Raw genomic sequence first — 23,228 nt, 5'->3', positions numbered from 1 at the left:
CCGCCAACCTAATTCGGGGAACATGCCTGGGCACAAAATTTGCTACTTTATCATACTACTCTATTCGTCATTGTCACCTCAACTTCGGGTTACTATAGATTTCCTGTCGAACGGGTTCAGAGAGTGGCAGGAACATATTTAACGTATACCATTCAACATGTATCCATGCGTCCCTGCTAAAACGAAAAAAACCTTATGCAGGTTAATGCACAAGGTTTTTTCATTTTTCAAACTGTACGGAATGCCTTAAGCGGCAGTGATGTCAAAGTTTGCCCGGTCGCAGCATCGGTAAGATTCTCTTCTAACTGGAACGATGGCACCGCTTCAATATGCTTAAATTTCTTCAGGAAGGCAGTAAGAGCAATCTTTGCTTCCAGTCTGGCTAGCGGCGCTCCCAGGCAGAAATGGGGGCCATTACCGAATGTTAGATGTTTCTTATTATTAGGGCGGTGGATATTAAGGGTGAAGGCGTCTTCAAACATCTCTTCATCCAAATTGGCTGCACTCATCCAAACAACCACGTTATCCCCTTCTTTCAATTCCACTCCCAATAGATTGTTATCTTCCTTTACGGTGCGATCCAATTTAATAAGATTGAATCGGAAACGGAGCATTTCTTCGACAGCCTGCGGAACCAAATCCAGGTTTTCATGTAACTCTTTATAAACTTCATTGTCATCATATAGCAGGGAATAAAAGCTGTTGGCCAGTAAATGACTTGTTGTCTCGACCCCCGCTCCTAAAAAAGCATGGTAGTCCTGACAAGCTCATCATCCGTAAACATTTCCCCATCCACTTCTGACTTCAATAGATCTGATATGATATCATCTGCCGGGTTTAACCGTTTTTGCACAACAATCGGATACAAATACTGATAGTATTCTTTTGCTGCCACTTGCTTCAATTCATTTACTTCTTCTTGTTTTTCTTTATCAAAAGGAAGGAATAAGATATCCACCCATTTCTTAAACAATAAACGATCTTTCGAGGGAACGCCCATCAAATCCGACATGACAATGATCGGAAGCGGGCTCGCCAATGATTGCACAATATCGATTTCCGTTTCCTCATCCATTTGTCCAATCAATTCATCTGCAATTTCCTGAATGCGAGGTTCCCAGTTTTGAAGACTTCTGGGTGTGAATGCTGCGGCCAGCAGTGAACGGCGTTTTCTATGCTCAGGTGGATCGGCTTCAGTGATTTTGATCTTATCAGGCACAGAACCTTCATCACTATCCGTTCCAACCGATATGGTAGTCCGTTTCCGAACACTCGAAAAATGTTTATAATCACTGAGAACCCGCTTCACATCTTCATATTTAAAAACATTCCACGTATCTGTTCCTTCATGATAACTCACGGGGTCATTTTCTAACATCCGTTTACACCAAGCGTACGGACTAAATTCCTCCGTCCGAGTTTTAAACCTAGTAATTTCTTTTACTGCAATAACTTCTTTCATGATACCGACTCCTCCCACTTCTCAAAAGTTACCTAACAAAAGGATCGGATGTTCACATTCTCCATCATTTCTGAAATCAAGCTGGAACGTTGTCCAAAAAAAAAACTGCAGGCAAACTCGAGTTTGCCTGCAGTCTGAACGGCTGCACTGTAGCCGTCAATTTTTGCCCCTTTTAATCAGTTCATGCAAATCATCCATTTTCTTTTCCATGATATCCAATCTGGTTTTACGGTGCTTGATGGAACGGAAAAGGGATATGGCCCCAACGATGATCAGGATTAGAAATACAAGGCAAAACAATTGGTATATCAGATCCGCAATATTAAAACCACTCACTATGTAATCCCCCTAAATGGCATTCTCAGTATTCTATTATACACCAGGCAAAATGAACAATTTAACCTTTTTAAGGGGAAACGGGAATAAAAAACCGATAGCCATTTGCTATCGGTTGATCTTTTATCCCTATATTTGTTGATCGTCAATATCTTCTTGAGGCACAATTAATTCGTTATAAAATGCAGCCATTGTTGTTCCACAATAAGGAATCAACCATAATAAACCAATTCCCAGCGTGAACATGCAAAGGATGCCCCACCCGATGAAGCTTAGGTGCATAAGGAAATACTTCCATTTCAAGCCCATCATTCTTTTTCTGCTTTCTGTAATGGCTTCAAGCACCGTATATTCAGGATGATCCTTCAATAAGAAAAACAGCTGCGAATAGGCGATGCCTTTTATGATACCCGGAATGATTAATAATAATGACCATAAAAAAATGAAAATTGCTTGTAAGATGGATGCGCCAATAAGCTTGAAAGAGGTTTTTCCATCTTTATAGATAGCGAATACTTCTGGAATATCAGGGTTTCCTTCCCTAACCAAATTCAAGTAGAACCAAGTGGTTGAAATGGTAAGCGGGATTAAGGCAAGGGTAAAGACCAGGCTGAAGATATCAGACCATAACGGTGTTTCTTCCTGCATGAGCCATTGTGAAAACCCGCCGCTCCCGATCACTTCGACAATTAAAGGGAAAATGAGGTTGATCAAGAACAACAGCAACATAAGCGAAACAGTAACTCCCCATTTACCTCCCAGCGACTGAAGGGCTTTCCTTTTTAATTCTGAGATTCTCATACTCTGATTTAACTCCCCTTTTTTAAATGGCGGAATTCTGAGTGTTTCTTTTTTATTGTAAATATAGATACATCAGAAAAACCACTATTTATTTGATGTCTAAATCTTCCGTTGTATTTTAACATACGATTTCTAGTCGTGGGCTTAAATTCCTAGAAAGCACACACGGATAGAGTCAGGCGTTTAACCGGTTTCGAGCAGCCATGATCAACCCCTTTCTGGGCCTTGGTCTATTGGCTTGTTTGTTCATAACAGTTTATGAAAGGGAATATGACAATATTCCTTCCCAAATCAAAAATACTTCGCGAGACCATCCCCTGTTAAGGCGTACGGTCAGCGAAGGCGCTTGTATTTATCTTGGTTAACAGTCATTTCGTTAATCTAGTTCCATTTTCCTTCTCCCAGATAGACCTGGCCACTCATTTAATTCTATCCCAAAATCTTACGAACAGCATGGTTGAACTACCCACCACTTATCGACCTTACGATCTGATTGAAGTGTGGGATTCCTAAGAACATTAGCCTATCGGCCAATTTTTAATTAGGCTAACCCCGTAGTTCCTACGGTTAGAAGCCTTATGGCTTCATTCATTAGATTGAGTCCTGCGTTAATATCTCGATTTCCCCCTTACCGTTGAGCTCTCGCCCTTCCCACGCTTGAAGAGGGAGTCCTCTGGGGGGACTTTCCATGACCATTTCCTCCTCAAATATGAACTATAAGATCTATCTATCCAGTAAATCAGCAAGTTGTGTGCCAATTATTAATTTTCCGCAAATCTAACTTCCCGCTCCTTGAAAAATAAAATTTCAGCAAACCCTTTGCGACTTATACATTTAAACGGTAACATCGATTCCAAGGCTTCCTCGCATGGAAGTGTAAAAACTTTTACCATCTAGCGTAAAACTTTTTTTACTATTGAAGGAAGGTTCCTTTCATCCGCCAAGAAAGTGAAAGGGACGAAAAGTAAATCTTCCCCCTTTTCGTCCCTCTTTCTTCTATTTAGTTATCGTCGTTTCTTTTGATAAACCAAAGAACCGCCCATATAGGTTTCTTCCACTGTAACCCTATCGATTTCCTCCGGTCTGATCGCCAAAATATCTTGGTCAAGCACAATAAAGTCTGCATGATAGCCCGGAGTGAGCTGCCCGACATCCGGGATTCTCGTTATCTCCTGAGCGGCCCGCGTGTAGAGTGTAATCGCGGTAGGCACATCTACACGCTGATCCTGACCGGTGTCCGTACCGTCATAGGCTATTCGTGTGACGGCTGCCTTGATTCCAACGAACGGATTGACCGGATCGACCCATGCCGTTGCAGGTGCATCGGAAGAGAATGCCAGTTTAATGCCTGCTTCCAACATGGATTGGATGGGGTAGGTTCGCGTCAAACGTTCTGCACCCAAATTATTAAGGTAGCTTTCGATTTCGGCATATAAGAAGATTGGCTGGGGAACAAAAGCGATACCCGTTTCAGCTGCACGCTGAAGAGCTTGCATTGTAGGCATGGCTGCATGTTCGATCCTTATCGATGGCCCATCCTCGATCCATCCCGCTTTTCCATAAAAGGTATTCACGATCATATCGATCGCTTGCTCCCCCATTGCATGTATCACCAATTGAATATTGTTTTTCCTGGCTGCCTCTGCTGCACTTAACAATTCTGCCTCTGATGTCATCTGTATGCCATGATTCTTTTCTTCTCCTAAAAATGGCGGATCGACCCAAGCCGTTTGACCCGACACGCTGCCATCCGAGAATAACTTAACCCCGCCTATATGATTCTGGCTTTCTCTGTTTGTTTTACCCTTATCGAGGATCATATCATTCTTCATATCTTCCCAAATATAGTATAAAACTGTACGTTGCTTTAGGCCCTTTTCACTTGCTGCCCTATACATATCCAAGTAATCGATCGGCTGGGTCCTTGCCAGGAGTTCAGTGATTGCAGTAATCCCATGTGATAATAATTTGGGACTCAGTTCGGCAAGAGTATCTGTTTCTTCTTCGAATGTTTGATGCGGCATCACTTTATTGACCAGTTCTTTTGCATTTTCCCGTAATATCCCAGTCGGCTCCCCTTCTGAATCCCTGTCAATCTCCCCCCCTGCTGGATTTGGCGTGTCCTTCGTGATCCCCGCCAATTCCAATGCCTTGCTGTTCACGACGATAATATGGCCGCAGGTCCGGGTTATGACAACTGGGACTTCCGTCGTCGCCCTATCCAAATCGTAGCGTGAAGGGGACCGTCCTTCCGTCAATTTCCCTTCATCATATCCCCAGCTTTCAATCCAATCCCGTGAATTTCGGGAATTACACTGTTCACGAACGGCCTTGATCAAATCCTCAATCGAATCAACGACAGGGGGCATACATGGAATTTGCTTGGTTGCCTTTGCTAAAAATAGCGGATGCAGATGTGCATCAATTAGTCCGGGAAGCACCCGCCGCCCCAGAAGATCAATCCGTTCTCCATTCATTCCATCTGTCTCCGACTGTTCTCCAACCCACTCTATGCGCCCATTACGAACAACCATGGCACTCGCATAAGGTTGTTCCGGGTTCGCTGTAAATATTTTCCCATTTATATAAATAAAATTCATATTTCGTTTATTCGCATTCATACTTTCCCTCTCCTTAATAAGTAAAATCAAACATAATGAAAGTGCAAACTTCACTTCATCCTTCCATATTTAAACCTTATGCCGTTTCACAACATTTAAGATGAATGGTTTTCGCCATTCATGGGCTTGAAGGAATTTCCTGAGCCTGTTTTCCGTGAATGAACGTTCCCGCCACGAATCCCAGTACTGCTGGAATAAGCCACGCAAACCCATACGAACTGAATGGAATGATGGTAATGAAATCATTCATGAAACCCAAATGGATACCGATGCTTTCCAGTGTTTCGCATAAACTGATGATGAAAGTGGCCAGGACCGACCCCTTATAGGCTCCCGCGTTTGGGATGTATCTGCGGAAAACGCCAAGTAAGACAATCACAATCGAAACAGGGTAAATTCCCATGAATAACGGTACGGAGTAGTCGATGATCTTTTCGACACCCATTAGCCCCATCAACACTCCAGTGGCACAAACGACGATTACCCAATTGCGGTAACTCACCTTTTGTTTCGTCAATCCGCTAAGGAAGTCTGCTATCGAAGCAGTTATTCCAATTGAGGTGGTAAGGCAAGCTAATGAAACCGCTATAGCCAATGCAATGGTGCCGTAATCCCCAAGCAGATTATAAACCAAGCCCGTCACCAGCTGCGCACTCTCCATGTCATAAGGGAATAACCCGGTTCCTGTAGCACCGATATATAGAAGCCCTCCGTATATGATGAGCAATCCCAAACCAGCCACTATGATTCCATTCATGACCACTTTCTTCATTTTGGAAGGATCCGCATATCCTTTTGCTGCAATCGAGCCAATGAAAACCGAGGCACAAAGAAGGCCCGTGAACACATCACCCGTCTGATAAGCACTAAAAAAGGAGTGGCCAAATGGATTTTGAATGTCCGTATTTACAGGCGCCCCCAATGGATCGAATGTGCCTTTGATGACGATAAAAAGAAGAATGGCGAACAGAGCAGGCGTTAGCACTTGTCCGACTTTATCAATGAGATTGGATCGATCGCTTGCAAAATAAAAATTCATTCCAAAGAAAACGAGCATCGTCACGAAAGATGGTACATTCGGGAATAATGTATGAACTCCCATCTCATGGGTCGTAGCGGCCGTCCTGGGTACAGTGACGAGCATCGCAATCCCTATCATGACGACCAGATTGAATACCTTATAAAACCAGGGGCTGATCGGCCTTGTCAGTTCTTCAAATTTCCCTTTTGAATTCAGGACCGCCACAACTCCCATTATAGGGAGTACGATTCCCGTAAGAATGAAGCCCACTAGCGCCGGAAGCCAATCGGACCCTGATGCAAGTCCGATCGACGGAGGGAAAATCAGGTTGCCAGCCCCAAAAAATACGGCAAATAAAGCAAAACCAAAAATAAGGCTGTCACGTACTATCTTGTTTGTATTCATCCATTCACCTCTATTTTTTTTTATCACTCAAAGAAACCATCTTTTAATACGCCTATCACTTATGTAAGCAAATTCCGTGCCAATCTTAACAATATTTTAATTATTTTTAACATTACTGGCATATGACGCTGCACACAAGACAAAAAAAGGGCCACGATTCTATTTAGCGTATAGAATGTGACCCTTTGATTATCCAAATCCATTAAGAAGTGGTGAAATTTTTCCCTCTAGCGTAAAAAAATTTTTACCGCAATTTATGTTTTTCCATTTTATATTTCAATAATTGTTTGGAGATACCCAGCTGTCTGGCAGATTCCGCAATTTTCCCATTCGTATTTTTCAATTGACGCACAATGATTTCTTTTTCATATTGCTGAACCGCATCTTTTAAAGAGTCCACATTCAGACTATTCCCATCAGCCAATGGAGCTTCCGTATAATCTCTGATTCTTCCAGGAATATCATCAAGGGTGATTCTACTGGAATGGACATGATTGTAAGCCGTCTCGACCGCATTTTTCAACTCCCTGATATTCCCTGGCCATGGATATCTTTTGAAGCATTGGAGCACTTCATCCTGAACACCGTCTATATATATATTCATCGTATTGTTGTAAAAATTCAGATAATGATTGACAAGGACTTCTATATCCTCTTTTCTTTCCATCAAGCTTGGCAAGTCAATCTGCACGACACCAATTCTATAGAATAAATCTTCCCGCAACCGTTTCTCCGCCAGTAAAATATCCGGTACCTCATTCGTTGCTGAAATCACCCTAATGTCCAAGCGGATATTTTTCTTCCCGCCCAGTCTCCTGATCGTTTTCTCTTCAATCGCCTTCAGAAGCTTCACCTGAAGGTTAATATCCAGGGAATTGATTTCATCCAGAAATAAAGTTCCGCCTTCCGCCTGTTCGAATAGACCCGGCATGTCTTCCGAACCGGTGAAGCTCCCTTTATTCGTACCAAACAAAGTACTTTCCCATAAACTAGCGGGAACCGCACTGCAGTTAAGTGAAATGAAGGGCTTTCCAAATCGATCGCTTAAATTATGGATCGCCTGGGCGATAAGTTCTTTCCCTGTGCCCGTTTCCCCAACGATCAAAACATTTGAGGTCGTTAGAGCAATTCTTCCAAGTTTATCTTTGATGCTTTCCATTTTAGGATTAACCGTAATAATATCATCGACCGTATAAACGGTATTATTTCTCCTGAAGATTTTATGGCTCGAATATTTGTCCAAATGTTGGATGGCATCCTTGGAAAAGAAACGCTTAGAGAATTCTACGGCCCCAATGATTTTACCGTTTTCGGCTATCGGAAATGTGGAATTGATCGTTTCGATGACCTCTCCCGTTTTGGTGATCATCTCTTGTTTTATATTACATAACGGTTTTCCCGTCCTTAACACATTCATCAGCGTACTATTTTCGTTCGTGATGTTTTTATAAAAGGAAGTGACACTCTTCCCCATGAATTCTTCCGGCCTTATCCCAAGCTCTTTAAGGACATTTAAATCTGCCATATCATAAAAAATGATCATCCCTTTATCATCAACGACCAAAACATTATCAAAATCGGATAATCGCCTGAATAGATCCCCATTCATATTCACCCCTCCAGCCTCCTCTCAACTTTACATATTCAAAACTTGACAATCCCCGCCAATCGGGTCATTCAATTTGTAGCTTCCTGGTTTGGAACTGCTTTCCTCATTGTCCAATCATTCTGATATTTTACCATGAAACAGGGAGTTTTTACTTTTCAAACTTTTTCCAGGCTTTGTCATCACCAATTAAATGAGCCAACAAAAAAAAGAGCATCCCAAAGCCGAATCACCTCCGCCTTTGGAACACCCTCTTTCCTATAATCAATCAGAGCCAGTTATAACAAAATCGTCTTGGAGCAAAGCTAATGGAAGCTTTCTATTTATAGGATCCCCTGCCGAAACATTAATTTCAGTAATGTGTCCACTGGCACCTATTGAAACATCAATCAATTTCCCATCTCCCGTCTTCACTAAAAAGAGCCTCTCCCATTCATAAACATAGGAATTCTTTTGAACGTAAACTTGTTCGACGGTCCCATCCTGAGCACACTCGATGGTATGAATCGGTTTTAACACGGAATCACTCCTCCACTCCCCATTAATAGACTAAAGCTTATACCCAGCCGCGGAATATCGAGGCTTCTGCCATTTTTCTGACACCCACCATATAAGCTGCCAGCCTCATATCCACTTTTCTTGTCTCGGACATTTCATATATTTGATTAAATGAGTTGACCAATAACGCTTTTAATTTGGTTTGGACCTCTTCATCTTCCCAATAATAACCTTGATTATTTTGAACCCACTCAAAGTAAGAAACAGTCACACCGCCTGAACTTGCCAATACATCGGGTACGAGAAGCACATTGCGTTCCGTCAAGATCTTGGTTGCCTCCAATGTGGTAGGTCCATTCGCGGCCTCGACGACAATTTGGGCTTTGATAAGATGTGCATTTTCTTTGGTGATTTGATTGGAAATGGCAGCAGGCACTAAAATATCACAATCTTGTTCCAGAAGTTCCTGATTGGTGATTGTATGATCGAATAGTGTCGTTACCGTTCCAAAGCTATCCCTTTTATCAAGTAAGTAATCGATATCCAGACCATCCTGGTTATATATGGCACCATATGCGTCCGATATACCAATCACTTTCGCACCTGCATCATGCATGAATTTGGCCAAAAAGCTTCCTGCGTTCCCAAACCCTTGGACAATGATGCGTGCACCTTTCAATTCTATGCCCTTACGCTTTGCCGCTTCCTCGATACAGATGGTGACACCTTGTGCAGTCGCCTTTTCCCTACCGTGTGAACCGCCCAGTACCAGTGGCTTACCTGTAATGAACCCAGGAGAATCGTGTTCTCTTATTCTACTGTACTCGTCCATCATCCATGCCATGATTTGTGAATTCGTATAAACATCCGGGGCCGGAATATCTTTAGTCGGTCCCACTATTTGGCTGATTGCCCGAACGTATCCACGGCTAAGCCTTTCCAATTCACCAATGGACATTTGGCGCGGATCACAGATGATGCCGCCTTTTCCTCCGCCATATGGCAGATTCACGATTCCGCATTTCAAACTCATCCACATTGAAAGTGCTTTGACTTCTTCCTCATCGACTTCGGGATGAAAACGGATTCCGCCTTTCGTCGGACCGACAGCATCGTTGTGCTGGGCACGGTATCCAGTGAAAATCTTCGTCGTATTGTCATCCATCTTAATTGGAATCCGGACGGTCAGCATCCGAAGAGGTTCCTTCAAAAGCTCGAACACTTCTTCAGAGTAGCCAAGCTTATCCAGCGCCTCCTTGATTACGACCTGTGTTGAATCAAGCAAGCTGGCAGTTTCTTTTTCTTCTTTGATCGTTGTACTCAATGGAATTCACCTCATAGGTATATTAGGATAAAACTCTTTTAATGCGTTCGATTGCCCAATCCAAGTCTTCTTTTGTAATCACTAATGGCGGAGCAAAACGGATGACTGTATCATGTGTTTCTTTACATAGCAGTTTTTCTTCTTTAAGCTGCTCACAATAAGGTCTTGCTGCTTCTGTTAATTCAACTCCGATGAATAAGCCCCTGCCACGGATATCTTTAATCATTGGATTCTTGATTTCTTTTAAACTATCCATAAAGTATTGTCCAAGCTCCAATGAACGTTCCGCAAGCTTCTCTTCTTCAAGGACTTCCAATGAAGCGATGGAAACCGCACATGCCAATGGATTGCCGCCGAATGTAGAACCATGGGAACCAGGATTGAATACGCCAAGGATTTCACGGTTTGCAGCTACACAAGAGATTGGGAAAACCCCGCCGCCCAGCGCCTTACCTAAAATGTACATATCCGGAACTACTCCATCCCAGTCAGAGGCGAACATTTTTCCTGAACGTCCAAGTCCTGACTGAATTTCATCAGAAACGAATAGGACATTATTTTCTTTACATAAGTCGTAAGCTTCTTTTAAGAATCCTTGTGGCGGTATGATGATTCCCGCTTCACCTTGAATCGGTTCGATTAAAAATCCAGCGGTTTGCGGTGTAATCGCTTCTTTCAATGCATCAAGATCGCCGTAAGGGATAAGCTTGATCCCTGGCAGCATCGGTCCAAAGCCCCTTCTATATTCATCATCGGAAGACAAGGACACGGCTGCCATCGTACGACCATGGAAATTCCCAATACAAGCAATGATTTCAGCTTGGTTTTCTGCGATTCCTTTAACATCATAACCCCAGCGCCTAACAGCTTTGATTGCTGTTTCAACGGCTTCAGCACCCGTATTCATAGGCAGCGCCATGTCTTTTTGCGTAATGCGTGAAACCATTTCATACCATGGGCCTAATTTATCACTATGGAATGCACGGGACGTTAATGTTACGCGATCAGCTTGTTTTTTTAATTCGTCGATGATTTTCGGATGCCTGTGGCCTTGGTTCACTGCTGAATAGGCACTAAGCATATCCATATATTTGTTTCCTTCAGGATCTTCCACCCAAACCCCTTCTGCCTTCGAAATGACGATTGGAAGTGGATTATAATTGTTTGCACCATATTGTTCTGTTTGCTCGATTAATTTTTCCGTTAATGTTGTCATGTTGATTCCCCCTAAAATTTATAGCGTTTCAGATGTTGTTTTTCCTTGAAGATGAAGAACTAAATAATCAGGACCGCCCGCTTTTGAATCTGTACCTGACATATTGAATCCGCCAAATGGCTGGTATCCTACAATGGCACCTGTACAGCCGCGATTGAAGTACAAGTTACCTACGTGGAAATCCTCACGCGCTTGCTCGATATGTTCAATATTGTTCGAGATGACCGCACCCGTTAATCCATAATCCGTGTTATTGGCAATCTCGATTGCATGATTGAAATCTTTTGCCTTACAGAATGCAACCACTGGTCCGAAAATCTCTTCTTTCATGACACGTGCGTTTTCATCCACATCGGCAATGATAGTTGGCTGGATGAAGAAACCTTTTGAATTGTCTCCTTCTCCCCCTGCAACAAGTTTCCCTTCATTTTTACCGATTTCAACGTAGCTCATGACTTTATCGTAAGCTGCTTGATCGATAACCGGACCCATGAAGTTGTTTACATCTGTTGGTTCCCCGACAGTTTTTTCTTTCGTTAATTCAATGACACGATTCAAGACTTGGTCATATACATCTTCCACCACGACTGTACGTGAGCAAGCAGAACATTTTTGACCGGAGAATCCGAATGCGGAAGCGACGATTGATTGTGCCGCCAATTCCAGATCAGCCTCTTTATCAACAACGATCGTATCTTTACCGCCCATTTCAGCGATGACACGTTTTAACCAGATTTGGCCTTCATGAACTTTTGACGCACGCTCATAAATACGGATTCCAACATCACGAGATCCGGTAAAGCTGATGAAACGTGTACGAGGGTGATCTACCAAATAATCGCCAACTTCGGCACCGCTTCCTGGAATGAAGTTCACAACTCCTGCAGGCATGCCCGCTTCTTCCAACACTTCGATGAATTTAGCTGCAATGACCGGTGTTGTACTGGCCGGTTTCAATAAGACTGTATTACCTGAAACAAGAGCCGCCGTCGTCATGCCTGCCATGATCGCAAACGGGAAGTTCCAAGGTGAGATGATGACACCGACACCAAGCGGAATATAATTGAAAGCATTGTGTTCAATCGGACGGCTTTCCACTGGCATGCCGTCTTTAAGCTTCAGCATTTGACGTGCGTAGTATTCCATGAAGTCGATTGCTTCCGCTGTATCTGCATCAGCCTCATTCCAAGGCTTTCCTGCTTCTTTAACCAATAGTGCCGAGAAATAGTGTTTTCTTCTGCGAACGATGGCTGCAGCCCTGAATAAAATATTTGCACGCACTTCCGCTTTCGTTTTTCTCCAAGTTTGGAATGTCTTATCTGCCGCTTGCATCGCTTGCTCAGCAAGATCCTTATTCGCTTTGGATACGGTTCCAATAACTTCTTCTTTATTTGCTGGGTTTACAGAGGTAATGACTTCATCAGTAAACACTTTTTCACCATTAATGATCAGCGGATATTTCTTCCCTAAATCATTAGCTACATCATTCAATGCCGCTTGAAAAGCTTTTTTGTTTTCTTCGATTTTAAAATTAGTAAATGGTTCGTGTTTATATGGTTGGACCATTATGTCTCATCTCCCTAAAAAATTAATGTTTTTTTCTTCTCCCTTACTTAACAAGCAAGTTCCGTGCCAACTTTTCATTTTTTTAGAAAAATAATGTATTTTCTTTAAATATGCAATGAAATTCAGCACTTTCGGGGCAAAATTGACATAGTATGCCATTATTTTTTGCTCTAATCCCTATTTTTGTCGCTTAAACCTTACACTTTTTATTAATGCAAGATTCATGCCAACTAAAAAAACATAATAAACAGCGTTTTTTCACTTTTTCCGCAAAATATTTTTGCACTTCGATGCAAAATAATCTTGCTGTGCAAATTTTATTTGCGCCCTTTCTTTAATTCCTCTACAATAACTCTAAGAAAAGAATATAAACGGGAGGCATTCATGAATTTAGATCAAATCATTAAAATAGATGGTTTCCAAACCATCCTCTATTCGCTAGTGGATGTTATCGATATTGGGATACATATAATCGATATAAAAGGGCGGACCATTGTATATAACAAGAAAATGGCAGAAATAGAAGGAATGGATTCAGACGAGGTATTAGGGAAGAAGATTCACGAAATCTTTAAATTCAAGGAAGAAACGGAGAGTACATTAATAAGGGCACTTCATTCGGGTAAGACAACCGAGAACTCAAAGCAGACCTACTTCAATAATCTTGGGCAGGAAATTACAACAATCAATAATACGTTTCCGATTTTGGATCAGAAGCAAAATATCATCGGAGCCATTGAAGTGGCAAAGGATATAACAAATCTGGAGAGAATCATTAAAGATAATATCTTAAATAAGGGCGATACCAAATATACGTTTGACAGCATCATCGGAACCAGTGAAAATTTCTTGGAAGTCATAGAAAAGAGTAAGCGCTCGACCAGAACGACATCCTCCATCCTTATCGTCGGGGAAACCGGAACCGGTAAAGAGCTCTTCGCCCAAAGCATCCATAATGGCAGCAGCCGTTCGACACATCCTTTCATCAGCCAAAACTGTGCTGCCCTGCCAGATAGTCTAATTGAAGGAATACTCTTCGGCACAAAGAAAGGCGCCTTCACCGGATCGATTGAAAGGCCTGGATTATTCGAACAGGCACAGGGCGGTACCATCCTGCTAGATGAAATCAACTCATTAAATCCGAACCTGCAAGCAAAATTATTACGGGCCCTTCAAGAAAGGACGATTCGCCGTGTTGGGGATACAAAAGATAAAAAAATTGACGTTCGGGTCATTGCAACGATAAATGAAGATCCGATAGATGCGATTTCAAATGATCATTTACGAAAGGATTTATACTACCGATTAAGTGTCGTTTCGTTATTCATCCCGCCTCTTCGTGAACGGAAAGAGGATATTCCTTTGCTGGCGCAATCTTTCATCGAGAAATTCAATGCGCTGTTCGAATTGAATATAGAAGGGATCAGCGAAGAGGTCTACTCGCTTTTTTATGATTACGACTGGCCCGGGAACGTAAGGGAACTTGAACATATCATTGAGGGGGCCATGAATTTAATGGAACCTGGCGATACAAAGATTGCCATCACCCACCTGCCGACCCTTTTTAGGAAAAAAGCCCATTTGGAAGACATCCATCCCGAAAGAAAAGAGAATCATGCAAATGGGGATTTAGAGGAGTCGACCTTATCTCTTGATGATTATATCGCCACTACGGAAAAGCAATATTTGGAAAAGATATTAAAAGAACATGGCATGAATATCTCCCAAGCAGCCAAGGCCCTGAATATTAGCCGCCAAAGTCTTCAATACCGCTTGAAAAAGTATCAGGTCAAATAACATCATTCCTGCACAAAGAAGCCCCCCCATTGATATGGAGGGCCTTCTTTGCCTGCTATTCATTTCACTTCGCAATCAGAATGTTTCAGCCGCTTTTGCAACGTTTTCCAAACCATCTGCGATGATTTTTTGTGTCCGATCCGGATACTGATTATGGCCTTCAATGACCACGACCTCCGGATTGTTGATCCCCCAAAGGCCAATGATATTTTTCACTAAATTCACGGCCATTTCAGCAGAAGCCATTCCTTCTAATGCATAATCAGAACCGCGGGCGTTCAATAGCATGACTTTTTTATCACCAGCATACCCGACAGGACCTTCCGCCGTATAGTTGAACATTTTACCTGCTTGTGCCAAATAGGAAAGATATGTGATAAGCGGTGCAGGAACCGTTGAGTTCCATAGAGGGAAAGCGAATACCACTTTATCCATCGCCAGGAATTGATTTAAATATTGGTCAACCAGTTTGGCCGCATTTTCCTCTTCGGCTGTCAGTTCAAGACCTTGGTTGCGTTTATACAACCCGGTAATCGCCGTATTTCCATAGTAAGGAAGTTCTTCTTTAAATAAATCCAGCTCGGTCACTTCATCTGCATGGTGTGTCTCTTTATATGTTTTCAAGAAGGTGTCATACATTTTCGAGCTGATTGCCTGTTCTGCAGGACGATCGTTCACTTTAACGAATAATACTTTTGTCATTTTTCCATTCTCCTCTGCCGCGGTTTCTTTATTTCCAAATAATCTACTTAAGAATCCCATTATCCCCACCATTACTTTCTACATTAATTCTATATTTCAGACGACTAAATGAATCTCATTGCCTGATGGATCTGTTACAGCGAAAAACCCTTCTTTTTCCGTGACGACAGCCCCGATTCCTTTTAGTTGTTCCGTTACTTTGTTTCTCGCTTCTTCATCTGCAAAAACGAGAGTATACCAGTTTAGCCCCACACTATTTTCCTTTGGAGCAGGGGCGCCAAGGCCATTCCAAGTGTTCAACCCGATGTGATGATGATATCCACCGGTTGAAGTAAAGAGCGCTCCTCCATATCGATTCACAACACTAAACCCAAGACCTTGCATGTAAAACTCCTCCGTTTTACGTAAATCCGCTACATGCAGATGTATATGCCCCATTAAGGTACCTGCAGGCAGTTTGCTCCACTCACCATCGCTTTCTTTCAAAAGGTCATTCCCATCCAACGGATCCGTGCCCATTGCGACTTCCCCATCGGCCCATCTCCAATCAGCGGATGGCCGGTCAGAGTATACTTCAATGCCATTGCCATCCGGATCGGTAATGTACAGCGCTTCACTCACTTCATGATCCGCCGCTCCAAATGGATATTTCGTTTGAAGTAAATGGCGTAAAAAAATCGATAAGTCGGCACGGCTTGGCAGCAAAAGGGCAAAGTGATATAAGCCCGTCGTCCGCCCTTCTTTCGGAATCACATCAGCAGGCTGCTCAAGTGTCAGCAACGGAGTTTTTCCGTCTGTCGTCAAAACAGCTTGCCGGTCGGCTTTCTTCAATACTTGAAGACCGATGATTTCTTGATAAAACTGAATGGCCTTATTCAAATCCAAAACATTTACACTGACTTCGCCAACAAAGGTAATTGGTTTTTGATGAAAATTCTTATCCATATTGTCACTTCCCTTTTTTATTGAAAATCACATGATCCAAAGAAAGAACCGTGCGGTTTGCACACGCTAGATAGACAGACATGGCCAGCAGTGCCAAGTCCAGTTCGTAGCCCGCCGCTTGCCCGTTTCCTAGAAAACCGGCAGGTAATTTAGCCGTGAAAATCGCCCCCGCCATAATGACCGCAAATAGGACGGAAACGATTCGTGTTCCCAAACCCAGTATAACCGCAAGTCCTCCGATCAATTCGATTCCTGCAACGATGTACGCCATGAACCCAGGAATCCCAAGGCTATCGAAAAATCCCGCCGTATTTCCTATTCCCCCTTGAAACTTTGAAACGCCGTGAATGAAAAAAGTAAGACCTAAAATCACCCTTAAAAAAACTTGACCTGCATCATTTTTATTCATGTATGAATTCTCCTTTTTGTTGGTTACTTTATGTAAGTAATTATATTTTCATAAGTTCATAATGTCAAGTAAGTTTATTGGAATTTCTTTTTTTCCCTAAATAAAAACGAATTGCCAAAGCAACTCGTTCCATGGTGTCACTATTTAAATGTGTAATAAATGGTTGAATTGATGATAAAAGAATCCGCAATGGTTCTCCCGACTTCCTCACATGCCACTTTACTGAATTTTGTCGCATCAACTGGCTCATCTAATAATTGATGAATGCCGTCCGCCGACCGTATTGCGACGGTTGCGCAAGGGGTCGTCTGAAATATCCGATCCAGTATTTCTTCTTTATTAGGAACCAGGCTGGCAATCCATACAAGATCGAACTCTGTGTAGTCATGAATGACACCATCATTCGGCCAAGGCCAAATATGATTGATGGTTCACCTTACTTCCTCCTTAAGTATCAAACTCCAATTCAATCGAAATCATTGCCATTTAAAACTCAAATAAACACAACCTCATTATTCAAACATCGAAATCAGTTCTTTTGTGTATGAATGGCGATCGGTGCAAAAAAGCTGTTCGTTTTCGAAAGAATCGACAATCCCCCCCCCTTTCATCACCATGATCCGTTGGCTTATCTCCTGTACAGCCGATAGATCATGAGAAATAAAAAGGTAAGAAATATCCAAAGTCTCCCGCAGCCCGCCTAACAATTTCAGCACTGCCGCTTGTGACAGAACGTCCAGGCTTGAAGCCGGTTCATCCAATATAATGAGGGCAGGTTCAATGCTGATTGCGCGTGCAATGGTCACCCGCTGCTTTTGTCCGCCGCTTAGCTCATGCGGGTAACGTTCAGCAAAACTCTTTGGAAGCTCCACGGTTTCCAGCAGCTGTCCGATAAAGTTCGCTTCACTTGTATACGTAAAATGTTTCATATTGACCTGGCTGCCAAATTGAAGATATGGATCCATTAGTGAATCTTTGATCCTTAGTTTTGGATTCAAAGCCGATGCAGGATTTTGCAAAACGGCCTGGATGTTCTTGCGATACGGTTTTAAACTGCGTTCGCTTTTGTTTTGCAGCACGGTTCCTTCAAATAGGATGCTGCCCTGGTCAAAAGATTCAATCTGAAGGATGAGTCTTGCCAGTGTGCTTTTTCCGCAGCCGCTCTCTCCCACTAACCCGAGGCATTCCTTCCTTTCGATGCTGAAATTCACGTTCCTTAGTATTTCCACCCCGTTATCATAGCTTTTATGGACATTTCGCACGTCTAATAAACTCATCCTGACACCCCTTCCAGCTTAAATGGAATTCTGCTCAATGATGGTGATGATTGAATCAGTTTATTCGTATAAGCATGCTGCGGATGATTCAATACCTGATTTTTATCACCGGTCTCAATGATGGCCCCGTCTTTCATGACCGCAATGCGATCCGCATACTTCTTGACATGACGTAAATCGTGGGTAATGAACAAGACCGCACATCCGGTTTCTCTTTGGAGCCTTGATAACAGCTGTAAGACCTTAAAGGATGATACACTATCCAAGGCTGTGGTCGGTTCATCCGCTATCAATATATCCGGTTCAAGCAGCAGGGCTATCGAAATGGATACGCGTTGAAGCTGCCCACCGCTTAATTGGAAAGGGTATCTGCCGTAGATATCTTCATTCAGGCCCACCGATATGAGCGCCTTGACCGCTTGCTGCCTTCTTGCCTTTTTGGAAAGGTTTAAATGTGTTCGCTGATATTCGTCGAAATGTTGACCGATGGTAAGGAACGGTGTGAATGAACCCTGGTAATCTTGAAAAATATAAGCCAGGCGCTTTCCGCGAATCTTCCTGATTTCAGAGGAAGATAGCGTTAATAAATTCTTTTCCCCGTACCATATTTCCCCCTTCGCTTGGAGATTGGGTGCAAGCAGCTGACCGATTGCCATGGCCGTCATGCTTTTGCCGCTCCCACTTTGTCCGACAAGTGCGAACCATTCACCTTCATGCACATCCAATGAAAGGTCCTTGACGATATGACTTTGCTTTCCCATGATATGCAGCTGCCTCACGGATAAAATGCTCATGATTCCACCTCCTTTTTCACATCGAATGCATCGCGCAAATAATCACCGAGTATATTGGATAGGAGGACGACAAATACGATGGCGAGCCCCGGGTAAATCATCAGCAGCATATTGGATTGAAAGTATGGACGGGCATCATTCAGCATGGCTCCCCACTCTGGTGCAGGCGGCTGCGCCCCGAGCCCGATATATGATAAGGAAGATATGAGCAAAATGATTTTCCCTAAATCGAGGCTAGAAAGGACAAGCACGTTCCCGATAAGGTGCGGAAATAGATGCTTCCGCATAATCCCAAATGAACTTAATCCATTGATTTTAGCAGCTGTGACATAATCCTTCTGACGTTCGGTGATCACCGTACTTCGCACAAGCCGGGCATAATTCACCCATTTCACCAGAACGATCGCCAACAGGAGATTTTCGATTCCTGGTCCTAATAAGCCACTAAGCACAATGGCAACGATCGTATCAGGGAATGCGAGAAACGCGTCTGCAATGCGCATGAAGATCCGATCGATCAGACCTCCTTTAAAACCGGCAATCACCCCGAACGGGACGCCGATGATAACAGCGGCAAACAGAGATAAAAAACCGTAGCCAACCGTCAGCTGTGCGCCAAGCAGAAGACGTGTCAATACATCACGCCCTAGATGATCCGTCCCTAACGGATGTTCCATGCTCGCCGGCCATAGCCTTTCTCCTAAATTGACCAGTGCCGGATCATGTTTCAGAATAAGAAAGGTGTAAGCCGCAACGGCAAGGACTGTTGTCATCACCGTAAAAAGGACGGTCATTCTCCAGCGCCTTTTGGATTTTCTTTTGATAACTAACTCCATTTTCCATGCTTCCTTTCCTTCAGTCTTAGCTCCGGATTTAAATAACGATAGGATAAATCCACGGCACTATTAACCATGAATACAATGATGGCCATGACCAACAGGTACCCTTGGATGACTGGATAATCCCGTGACCGAATCGAGTCCACGACCATCTTACCTATGCCTGGATAGGCAAAAATCACTTCGATCACGACTACACCGCCGATCAGGCTGCCAAGGCTGACACCGAATACGGTAATGACCGGGGGCAAGCTATAACGAAATGCATGGGCAAAGAATATCCGCATTTCTGAAATCCCCCTTGATCGGGCAGCCCTGATGAAATCATGACTGAGGGACTCTATCAAACTCGAACGCAGCAAACGGACGTACACACTTGTGATGGCCAGCCCCAACGTGACTGACGGCAGAATCAAAGAACGAAATCCGTCCCTGCCCATTGTTGGAAGGACTCCCCATCGTACCGCAAATAAATCTATCAAGAGCAGCCCCAGCCAAAAGCTAGGAATGGCTGCGCCTAACAAAGAAACGGCACGGCTTATCTGATCAATCCAGCTTCCCCTGTACAAGGCAGCAAGCGAACCTAATGGAATGGCTATACCAAGCATCACAAGCAATGCGCCAACCGCCAGCTCAAGTGTTGCAGGCAGCCCGCTCATGATCATCTCCATCACAGGCTGATTCGTCAGATAAGAATGCCCGAAATCCAATTGGATAAAGTCCATAAACCAATCGCCATACTGCACGAACAGCGGATCATTGAACCCCAATTCTTCACGAAGCTCATTGACCTGCTCGTTTGTGATCGATACATCATCCACTTGAAGTATCGAGAGAACCGGGTCTCCTGGAGCAAGCCGAACAAAAAGGAAAGAGATAAATGTAATCACAAGGACAAAAATCACGACTTCAATGAATCGCCGGACTAAGATGCGGAACATTACTTCACATCCAGTTCATTCGTCAGCATGTAATATTCGCTTCTCGAAGTAATCCAGTTTTCAACTTTATCGGCATCATAAGCAACAAGTGTATTCGGATGTAAAATGAAAGAATTATACACTTGTTCATCTACATGCATCGCAATCTCCTCAGCTAAATCCGATCGCTTCTCCTGTCCGACCGTTACGTTCAGCTTATCAATCAGGGACGTCAGGTGATCATCATCGGCCCCACTGAAGTTCAAGGCTCCCTTTGGATGATAAGTAGCATTTAAATAGTAACCGGCATCCCCGCGCGGAGCCGTTAGATTGCTGTAGGTCGTTAAATCCCAATCACGATTGGCAGCCATATACTCCTCAGGGATTTCTATTTGCTTGATTTTCACATCAATCCCCAACTGGCCGGCATCCGATTGAAAAACTTGGGCAATTAACGGCAGGTCGGCACGTGAACTGTATGTAAGAAGGGTAAACGTTAACGGTTTACCGTCTTTTTGCATGACACCATCCACTTTTTTATATCCCGCCTGATCAAGAAACCCCTTAGCCGCTTCCATTCCATTCTCTTTTTTTGGATAGTCCGGAGCAAAAGAGAAAGTGGATGGAAATGGCCCTGTTGCCACTTCCGCATGACCATGTAAAATCGTATCCGCAATGGATGAACGGTCGATCAAGGCATCTATCGCCTTTCGGACGTGTATGTCCTGCAATGCTTTACGTTCCAAATTCATCGTCATTTGATGTACGCGGAAAGTGGATGTCGATTCAACCTTCACACCATCTATCGCCTCTAAATTCTCCAGGCTTTCCACTTCCGGACGGAAAACAATATCGGCGTCTCCCGATTCAAGGGCAAGGGACCGTGCATTGGCATCTTCATTAAACGAAAACCTGGCTCTATCAAGCTTTGCGGCTCCATCCCAGTAAGACTCATACCGTATTAAATCAACAGCCGTACCTGGTATGAATTTCGAAACGGCAAATGGCCCTGTTCCTATTGGCTTGTTTATATAGTCACTTTCCTTCACGTCAATAATCGATGTATTTGGATGGACCAATTCAGAAGGAAATTCCGGAAAGGGAACCTCCGTCTTAATGGTCAGCGCATTCCCGTCCGCTTCAATCGATTCAATGCGCAAAGCATTCTTGATCGCCAGACTATCTTTCATCGCCCTCTCCAAGGAAGCCTTCACCGCTTTGCCATCCATCGGCTTTCCATTCTGAAAAGTCACACCCTCCCTTAACTCAAAATTCCATAATTGACCATCCTTACTATCCCAGCTTTTCGCCAGCCAAGGTTCGATGGTCAAATCCTTATCATTGAGATGCACCAAGGTCTCAGTGATCCCAGCCCTTAGTGACACATAACTAGTATCAACATTCGGATCAAGCGAGCTAGTCGCAAAATTAAAAAGCAAGTTCACTTCCTTCTCCCCTCCCACTTGATCTTTCGCAGACTCGGTGGAACAAGCAGCCAAAAGAAAGAATGATAAACATACAATAAAAATCGATTTGCATTTTCTGAACACGATATATTTCCCCCATTACCTCAACTATTTTTATTGGCCGCTGTAGAATCGTATTGATTACGATTTAGATTGCAGCTTTGCTTTACTATCATGACAAACCACGTAACGCATTGCCGAATGCTTATCCGAAATCAAACTATGTAATGCTCCTCGATAGAAAACACCCATTCACGAGTAAATGTGCCAAATTCACGAGTATTTGCGCCGAACTCACGAGTATTTGCTTCAAACTCGCGAGTAAACACCCATTCACGAGTATTTGCGCCGAACTCACGAGTATATGCCCCAAACTCACGAGTAAATGTGCCAAACTCACGAGTATTTGCGCCAAATTCACGAGTAAATCCTCCAAACTCATGAGAAACAGCTCTAAATCTCATCAATAGCACCAAAACCTTAAGTAAATGCTACGAAACTCTCGATTTATTGCACTATCCGCCTTTGTTCAAGCAATTCCCCATATTTCCAACATATAAAGCCCCTTTCGCCAAACAAATCAAAATGATTACGATTTATAGTTTAAAAAAATCCTCTTGTCTTGACTGCCTTTCATTATAAAACGCAATGATTACTGTTTACAAGGGTTTTTTTTGAGTTTTAAAGTTTATCGAATGCTAGTTCCTTCTTTTATTGGCTTTTTGTTTAAATCGAGTAGGAGGAGGCGCCTAGCCTCCGACCTCTCACACCACCGTACATACCGTTCGGTATACGGCGGTTCAGTTTAAGTCTGACGTAGTTTTGTATATCGTTCATATAGATTGACTAACCCATGATGGAGCCAATAAACATTATTAAGGGTTTTGTCTAGAATAGGACTATGCGCTATGCGCCGCTATTTCCCCATTCATATGCTTTTCCAAATGGGACGCCTAATCCTTTGAGTTTCTTCACCCTCGTTCTTGGCAATTTCCATTGCTTCCATAGGCACATCCTGAGTCTTCTTCGAATCCATGAATCTAAATTCTTCAATCCGTTCGGAGTATCAATGAGGGCGAAATACCCTATCCAACCTCTAAGGTATTGCTTTAACTTATTTATTCGGAGTTTCATGGGTATCGGTAATTTTCTCGAGGTCATTTCCCTGATTCGTTTCTTTACCCTCTTCACCGTTTGTTTAGCCAGTAGAACCTTCGGGTTCT

19 protein-coding genes and 2 pseudogenes are annotated in these 23,228 nt (G+C 43.2%); 1 reads left to right on the top strand and 20 read right to left on the bottom strand.

Annotation, left to right across the window (positions count from 1 at the left end):
• Window positions 1-227: 227 nt before the first annotated feature.
• The 10 genes and pseudogenes from Q8G36_RS14965 to pruA all read right to left on the bottom strand — a co-directional run bounded on the left by Q8G36_RS14965 (window position 228) and on the right by pruA (window position 12,856).
• Window positions 228-1,465, bottom strand: a pseudogene (locus Q8G36_RS14965) (cytochrome P450).
• Window positions 1,466-1,618: 153 nt separating this feature from the next.
• Window positions 1,619-1,798, bottom strand: a complete 180-nt coding sequence (locus Q8G36_RS14960; protein ID WP_305161860.1) for a DUF4083 domain-containing protein — start codon at window positions 1,796-1,798, stop codon at window positions 1,619-1,621.
• 129 nt (window positions 1,799-1,927) lie between these two features.
• Window positions 1,928-2,599 (bottom strand): DUF975 family protein, encoded by a 672-nt coding sequence (locus Q8G36_RS14955; RefSeq protein ID WP_305161859.1) that lies wholly within the window; start codon window positions 2,597-2,599, stop codon window positions 1,928-1,930.
• 1,004 nt (window positions 2,600-3,603) lie between these two features.
• Window positions 3,604-5,220 (bottom strand): amidohydrolase, encoded by a 1,617-nt coding sequence (locus tag Q8G36_RS14950; protein WP_305161857.1) that lies wholly within the window; start codon window positions 5,218-5,220, stop codon window positions 3,604-3,606.
• 118 nt (window positions 5,221-5,338) lie between these two features.
• On the bottom strand, window positions 5,339-6,646 hold the full coding sequence (gene brnQ, locus Q8G36_RS14945; RefSeq protein ID WP_305161856.1) for a branched-chain amino acid transport system II carrier protein: 1,308 nt from the start codon (window positions 6,644-6,646) through the stop codon (window positions 5,339-5,341).
• A 244-nt stretch (window positions 6,647-6,890) separates the two neighbouring features.
• Window positions 6,891-8,255, bottom strand: a complete 1,365-nt coding sequence (locus tag Q8G36_RS14940; RefSeq protein WP_305161912.1) for a sigma-54 interaction domain-containing protein — start codon at window positions 8,253-8,255, stop codon at window positions 6,891-6,893.
• A gap of 261 nt (window positions 8,256-8,516) precedes the next feature.
• Window positions 8,517-8,771, bottom strand: a complete 255-nt coding sequence (locus Q8G36_RS14935) for a hypothetical protein (RefSeq protein WP_305161855.1) — start codon at window positions 8,769-8,771, stop codon at window positions 8,517-8,519.
• Between the two features lie 37 nt (window positions 8,772-8,808).
• Complete coding sequence (locus Q8G36_RS14930; RefSeq protein WP_305161854.1) at window positions 8,809-10,074, bottom strand: Glu/Leu/Phe/Val family dehydrogenase; 1,266 nt, start codon at window positions 10,072-10,074, stop codon at window positions 8,809-8,811.
• Between the two features lie 22 nt (window positions 10,075-10,096).
• Complete coding sequence (locus Q8G36_RS14925) at window positions 10,097-11,290, bottom strand: ornithine--oxo-acid transaminase (protein WP_305161853.1); 1,194 nt, start codon at window positions 11,288-11,290, stop codon at window positions 10,097-10,099.
• Between the two features lie 18 nt (window positions 11,291-11,308).
• Entirely contained in the window at window positions 11,309-12,856 is a 1,548-nt protein-coding gene (gene pruA / locus Q8G36_RS14920; RefSeq protein ID WP_305161852.1) for an L-glutamate gamma-semialdehyde dehydrogenase, read from the bottom strand.
• Window positions 12,857-13,240: 384 nt separating this feature from the next.
• On the opposite strand from pruA, the gene Q8G36_RS14915 reads away from it, so the two are divergent.
• Window positions 13,241-14,653 (top strand): sigma-54 interaction domain-containing protein, encoded by a 1,413-nt coding sequence (locus Q8G36_RS14915; protein WP_305161850.1) that lies wholly within the window; start codon window positions 13,241-13,243, stop codon window positions 14,651-14,653.
• A gap of 75 nt (window positions 14,654-14,728) precedes the next feature.
• Here Q8G36_RS14915 and Q8G36_RS14910 read toward each other — a convergent pair whose 3' ends face one another.
• From Q8G36_RS14910 to Q8G36_RS14865, 10 genes and pseudogenes are all read right to left on the bottom strand, one after another.
• Window positions 14,729-15,415: an FMN-dependent NADH-azoreductase gene (locus Q8G36_RS14910; RefSeq protein ID WP_305161848.1), complete on the bottom strand. Its 687-nt coding sequence runs from the start codon at window positions 15,413-15,415 to the stop codon at window positions 14,729-14,731.
• 36 nt (window positions 15,416-15,451) lie between these two features.
• On the bottom strand, window positions 15,452-16,300 hold the full coding sequence (locus Q8G36_RS14905; RefSeq protein ID WP_305161847.1) for a VOC family protein: 849 nt from the start codon (window positions 16,298-16,300) through the stop codon (window positions 15,452-15,454).
• A gap of 4 nt (window positions 16,301-16,304) precedes the next feature.
• Entirely contained in the window at window positions 16,305-16,709 is a 405-nt protein-coding gene (locus Q8G36_RS14900; RefSeq protein ID WP_260358432.1) for a DoxX family protein, read from the bottom strand.
• A gap of 512 nt (window positions 16,710-17,221) precedes the next feature.
• Complete coding sequence (locus Q8G36_RS14895) at window positions 17,222-17,986, bottom strand: ABC transporter ATP-binding protein (protein WP_305161844.1); 765 nt, start codon at window positions 17,984-17,986, stop codon at window positions 17,222-17,224.
• Window positions 17,983-18,780: an ABC transporter ATP-binding protein gene (locus Q8G36_RS14890; protein WP_305161843.1), complete on the bottom strand. Its 798-nt coding sequence runs from the start codon at window positions 18,778-18,780 to the stop codon at window positions 17,983-17,985. The genes Q8G36_RS14895 and Q8G36_RS14890 overlap by 4 nt, the downstream gene beginning before the upstream one ends.
• On the bottom strand, window positions 18,777-19,616 hold the full coding sequence (gene nikC, locus Q8G36_RS14885) for a nickel transporter permease (RefSeq protein WP_370694098.1): 840 nt from the start codon (window positions 19,614-19,616) through the stop codon (window positions 18,777-18,779). The genes Q8G36_RS14890 and nikC overlap by 4 nt, the downstream gene beginning before the upstream one ends.
• A complete protein-coding gene (gene nikB / locus Q8G36_RS14880) occupies window positions 19,607-20,560 on the bottom strand; it encodes a nickel ABC transporter permease (protein ID WP_305161842.1) in 954 nt (317 codons plus the stop codon). The genes nikC and nikB overlap by 10 nt, the downstream gene beginning before the upstream one ends.
• On the bottom strand, window positions 20,560-22,089 hold the full coding sequence (gene nikA, locus Q8G36_RS14875; protein WP_305161841.1) for a nickel ABC transporter substrate-binding protein: 1,530 nt from the start codon (window positions 22,087-22,089) through the stop codon (window positions 20,560-20,562). The genes nikB and nikA overlap by 1 nt, the downstream gene beginning before the upstream one ends.
• A gap of 131 nt (window positions 22,090-22,220) precedes the next feature.
• Window positions 22,221-22,469: a hypothetical protein gene (locus Q8G36_RS14870; RefSeq protein ID WP_305161840.1), complete on the bottom strand. Its 249-nt coding sequence runs from the start codon at window positions 22,467-22,469 to the stop codon at window positions 22,221-22,223.
• A gap of 341 nt (window positions 22,470-22,810) precedes the next feature.
• Window positions 22,811-23,228, bottom strand: a pseudogene (locus Q8G36_RS14865) (group II intron maturase-specific domain-containing protein); the annotation flags it as partial.

Origin of the sequence: Peribacillus frigoritolerans (assembly GCF_030676415.1) — a bacterium.
GTDB classification, from domain to species: domain Bacteria; phylum Bacillota; class Bacilli; order Bacillales; family DSM-1321; genus Peribacillus; species Peribacillus frigoritolerans_A.
The sequence above is the reverse complement of the archived record's forward strand: the minus strand, read 5'-3'. Positions and strand labels throughout refer to the sequence as shown.

Excerpts from the sequence above, each read along its gene's own strand:
- Q8G36_RS14955 (WP_305161859.1), bottom strand. The coding sequence starts at position 2,599 with ATGAGAATCTCAGAATTAAAAAGGAAAGCCCTTCAGTCGCTGGGAGGT.
- Q8G36_RS14950 (WP_305161857.1), bottom strand. The coding sequence starts at position 5,220 with ATGAATGCGAATAAACGAAATATGAATTTTATTTATATAAATGGGAAA.
- brnQ (WP_305161856.1), bottom strand. The coding sequence starts at position 6,646 with ATGAATACAAACAAGATAGTACGTGACAGCCTTATTTTTGGTTTTGCT.
- Q8G36_RS14940 (WP_305161912.1), bottom strand. The coding sequence starts at position 8,255 with ATGAATGGGGATCTATTCAGGCGATTATCCGATTTTGATAATGTTTTG.
- Q8G36_RS14925 (WP_305161853.1), bottom strand. The coding sequence starts at position 11,290 with ATGACAACATTAACGGAAAAATTAATCGAGCAAACAGAACAATATGGT.
- pruA (WP_305161852.1), bottom strand. The coding sequence starts at position 12,856 with ATGGTCCAACCATATAAACACGAACCATTTACTAATTTTAAAATCGAA.
- Q8G36_RS14915 (WP_305161850.1), top strand. The coding sequence starts at position 13,241 with ATGAATTTAGATCAAATCATTAAAATAGATGGTTTCCAAACCATCCTC.
- Q8G36_RS14910 (WP_305161848.1), bottom strand. The coding sequence starts at position 15,415 with ATGGGATTCTTAAGTAGATTATTTGGAAATAAAGAAACCGCGGCAGAG.
- Q8G36_RS14905 (WP_305161847.1), bottom strand. The coding sequence starts at position 16,300 with ATGGATAAGAATTTTCATCAAAAACCAATTACCTTTGTTGGCGAAGTC.
- Q8G36_RS14900 (WP_260358432.1), bottom strand. The coding sequence starts at position 16,709 with ATGAATAAAAATGATGCAGGTCAAGTTTTTTTAAGGGTGATTTTAGGT.
- Q8G36_RS14895 (WP_305161844.1), bottom strand. The coding sequence starts at position 17,986 with ATGAGTTTATTAGACGTGCGAAATGTCCATAAAAGCTATGATAACGGG.
- Q8G36_RS14890 (WP_305161843.1), bottom strand. The coding sequence starts at position 18,780 with ATGAGCATTTTATCCGTGAGGCAGCTGCATATCATGGGAAAGCAAAGT.
- nikC (WP_370694098.1), bottom strand. The coding sequence starts at position 19,616 with ATGGAGTTAGTTATCAAAAGAAAATCCAAAAGGCGCTGGAGAATGACC.
- nikB (WP_305161842.1), bottom strand. The coding sequence starts at position 20,560 with ATGTTCCGCATCTTAGTCCGGCGATTCATTGAAGTCGTGATTTTTGTC.
- Q8G36_RS14870 (WP_305161840.1), bottom strand. The coding sequence starts at position 22,469 with ATGAGATTTAGAGCTGTTTCTCATGAGTTTGGAGGATTTACTCGTGAA.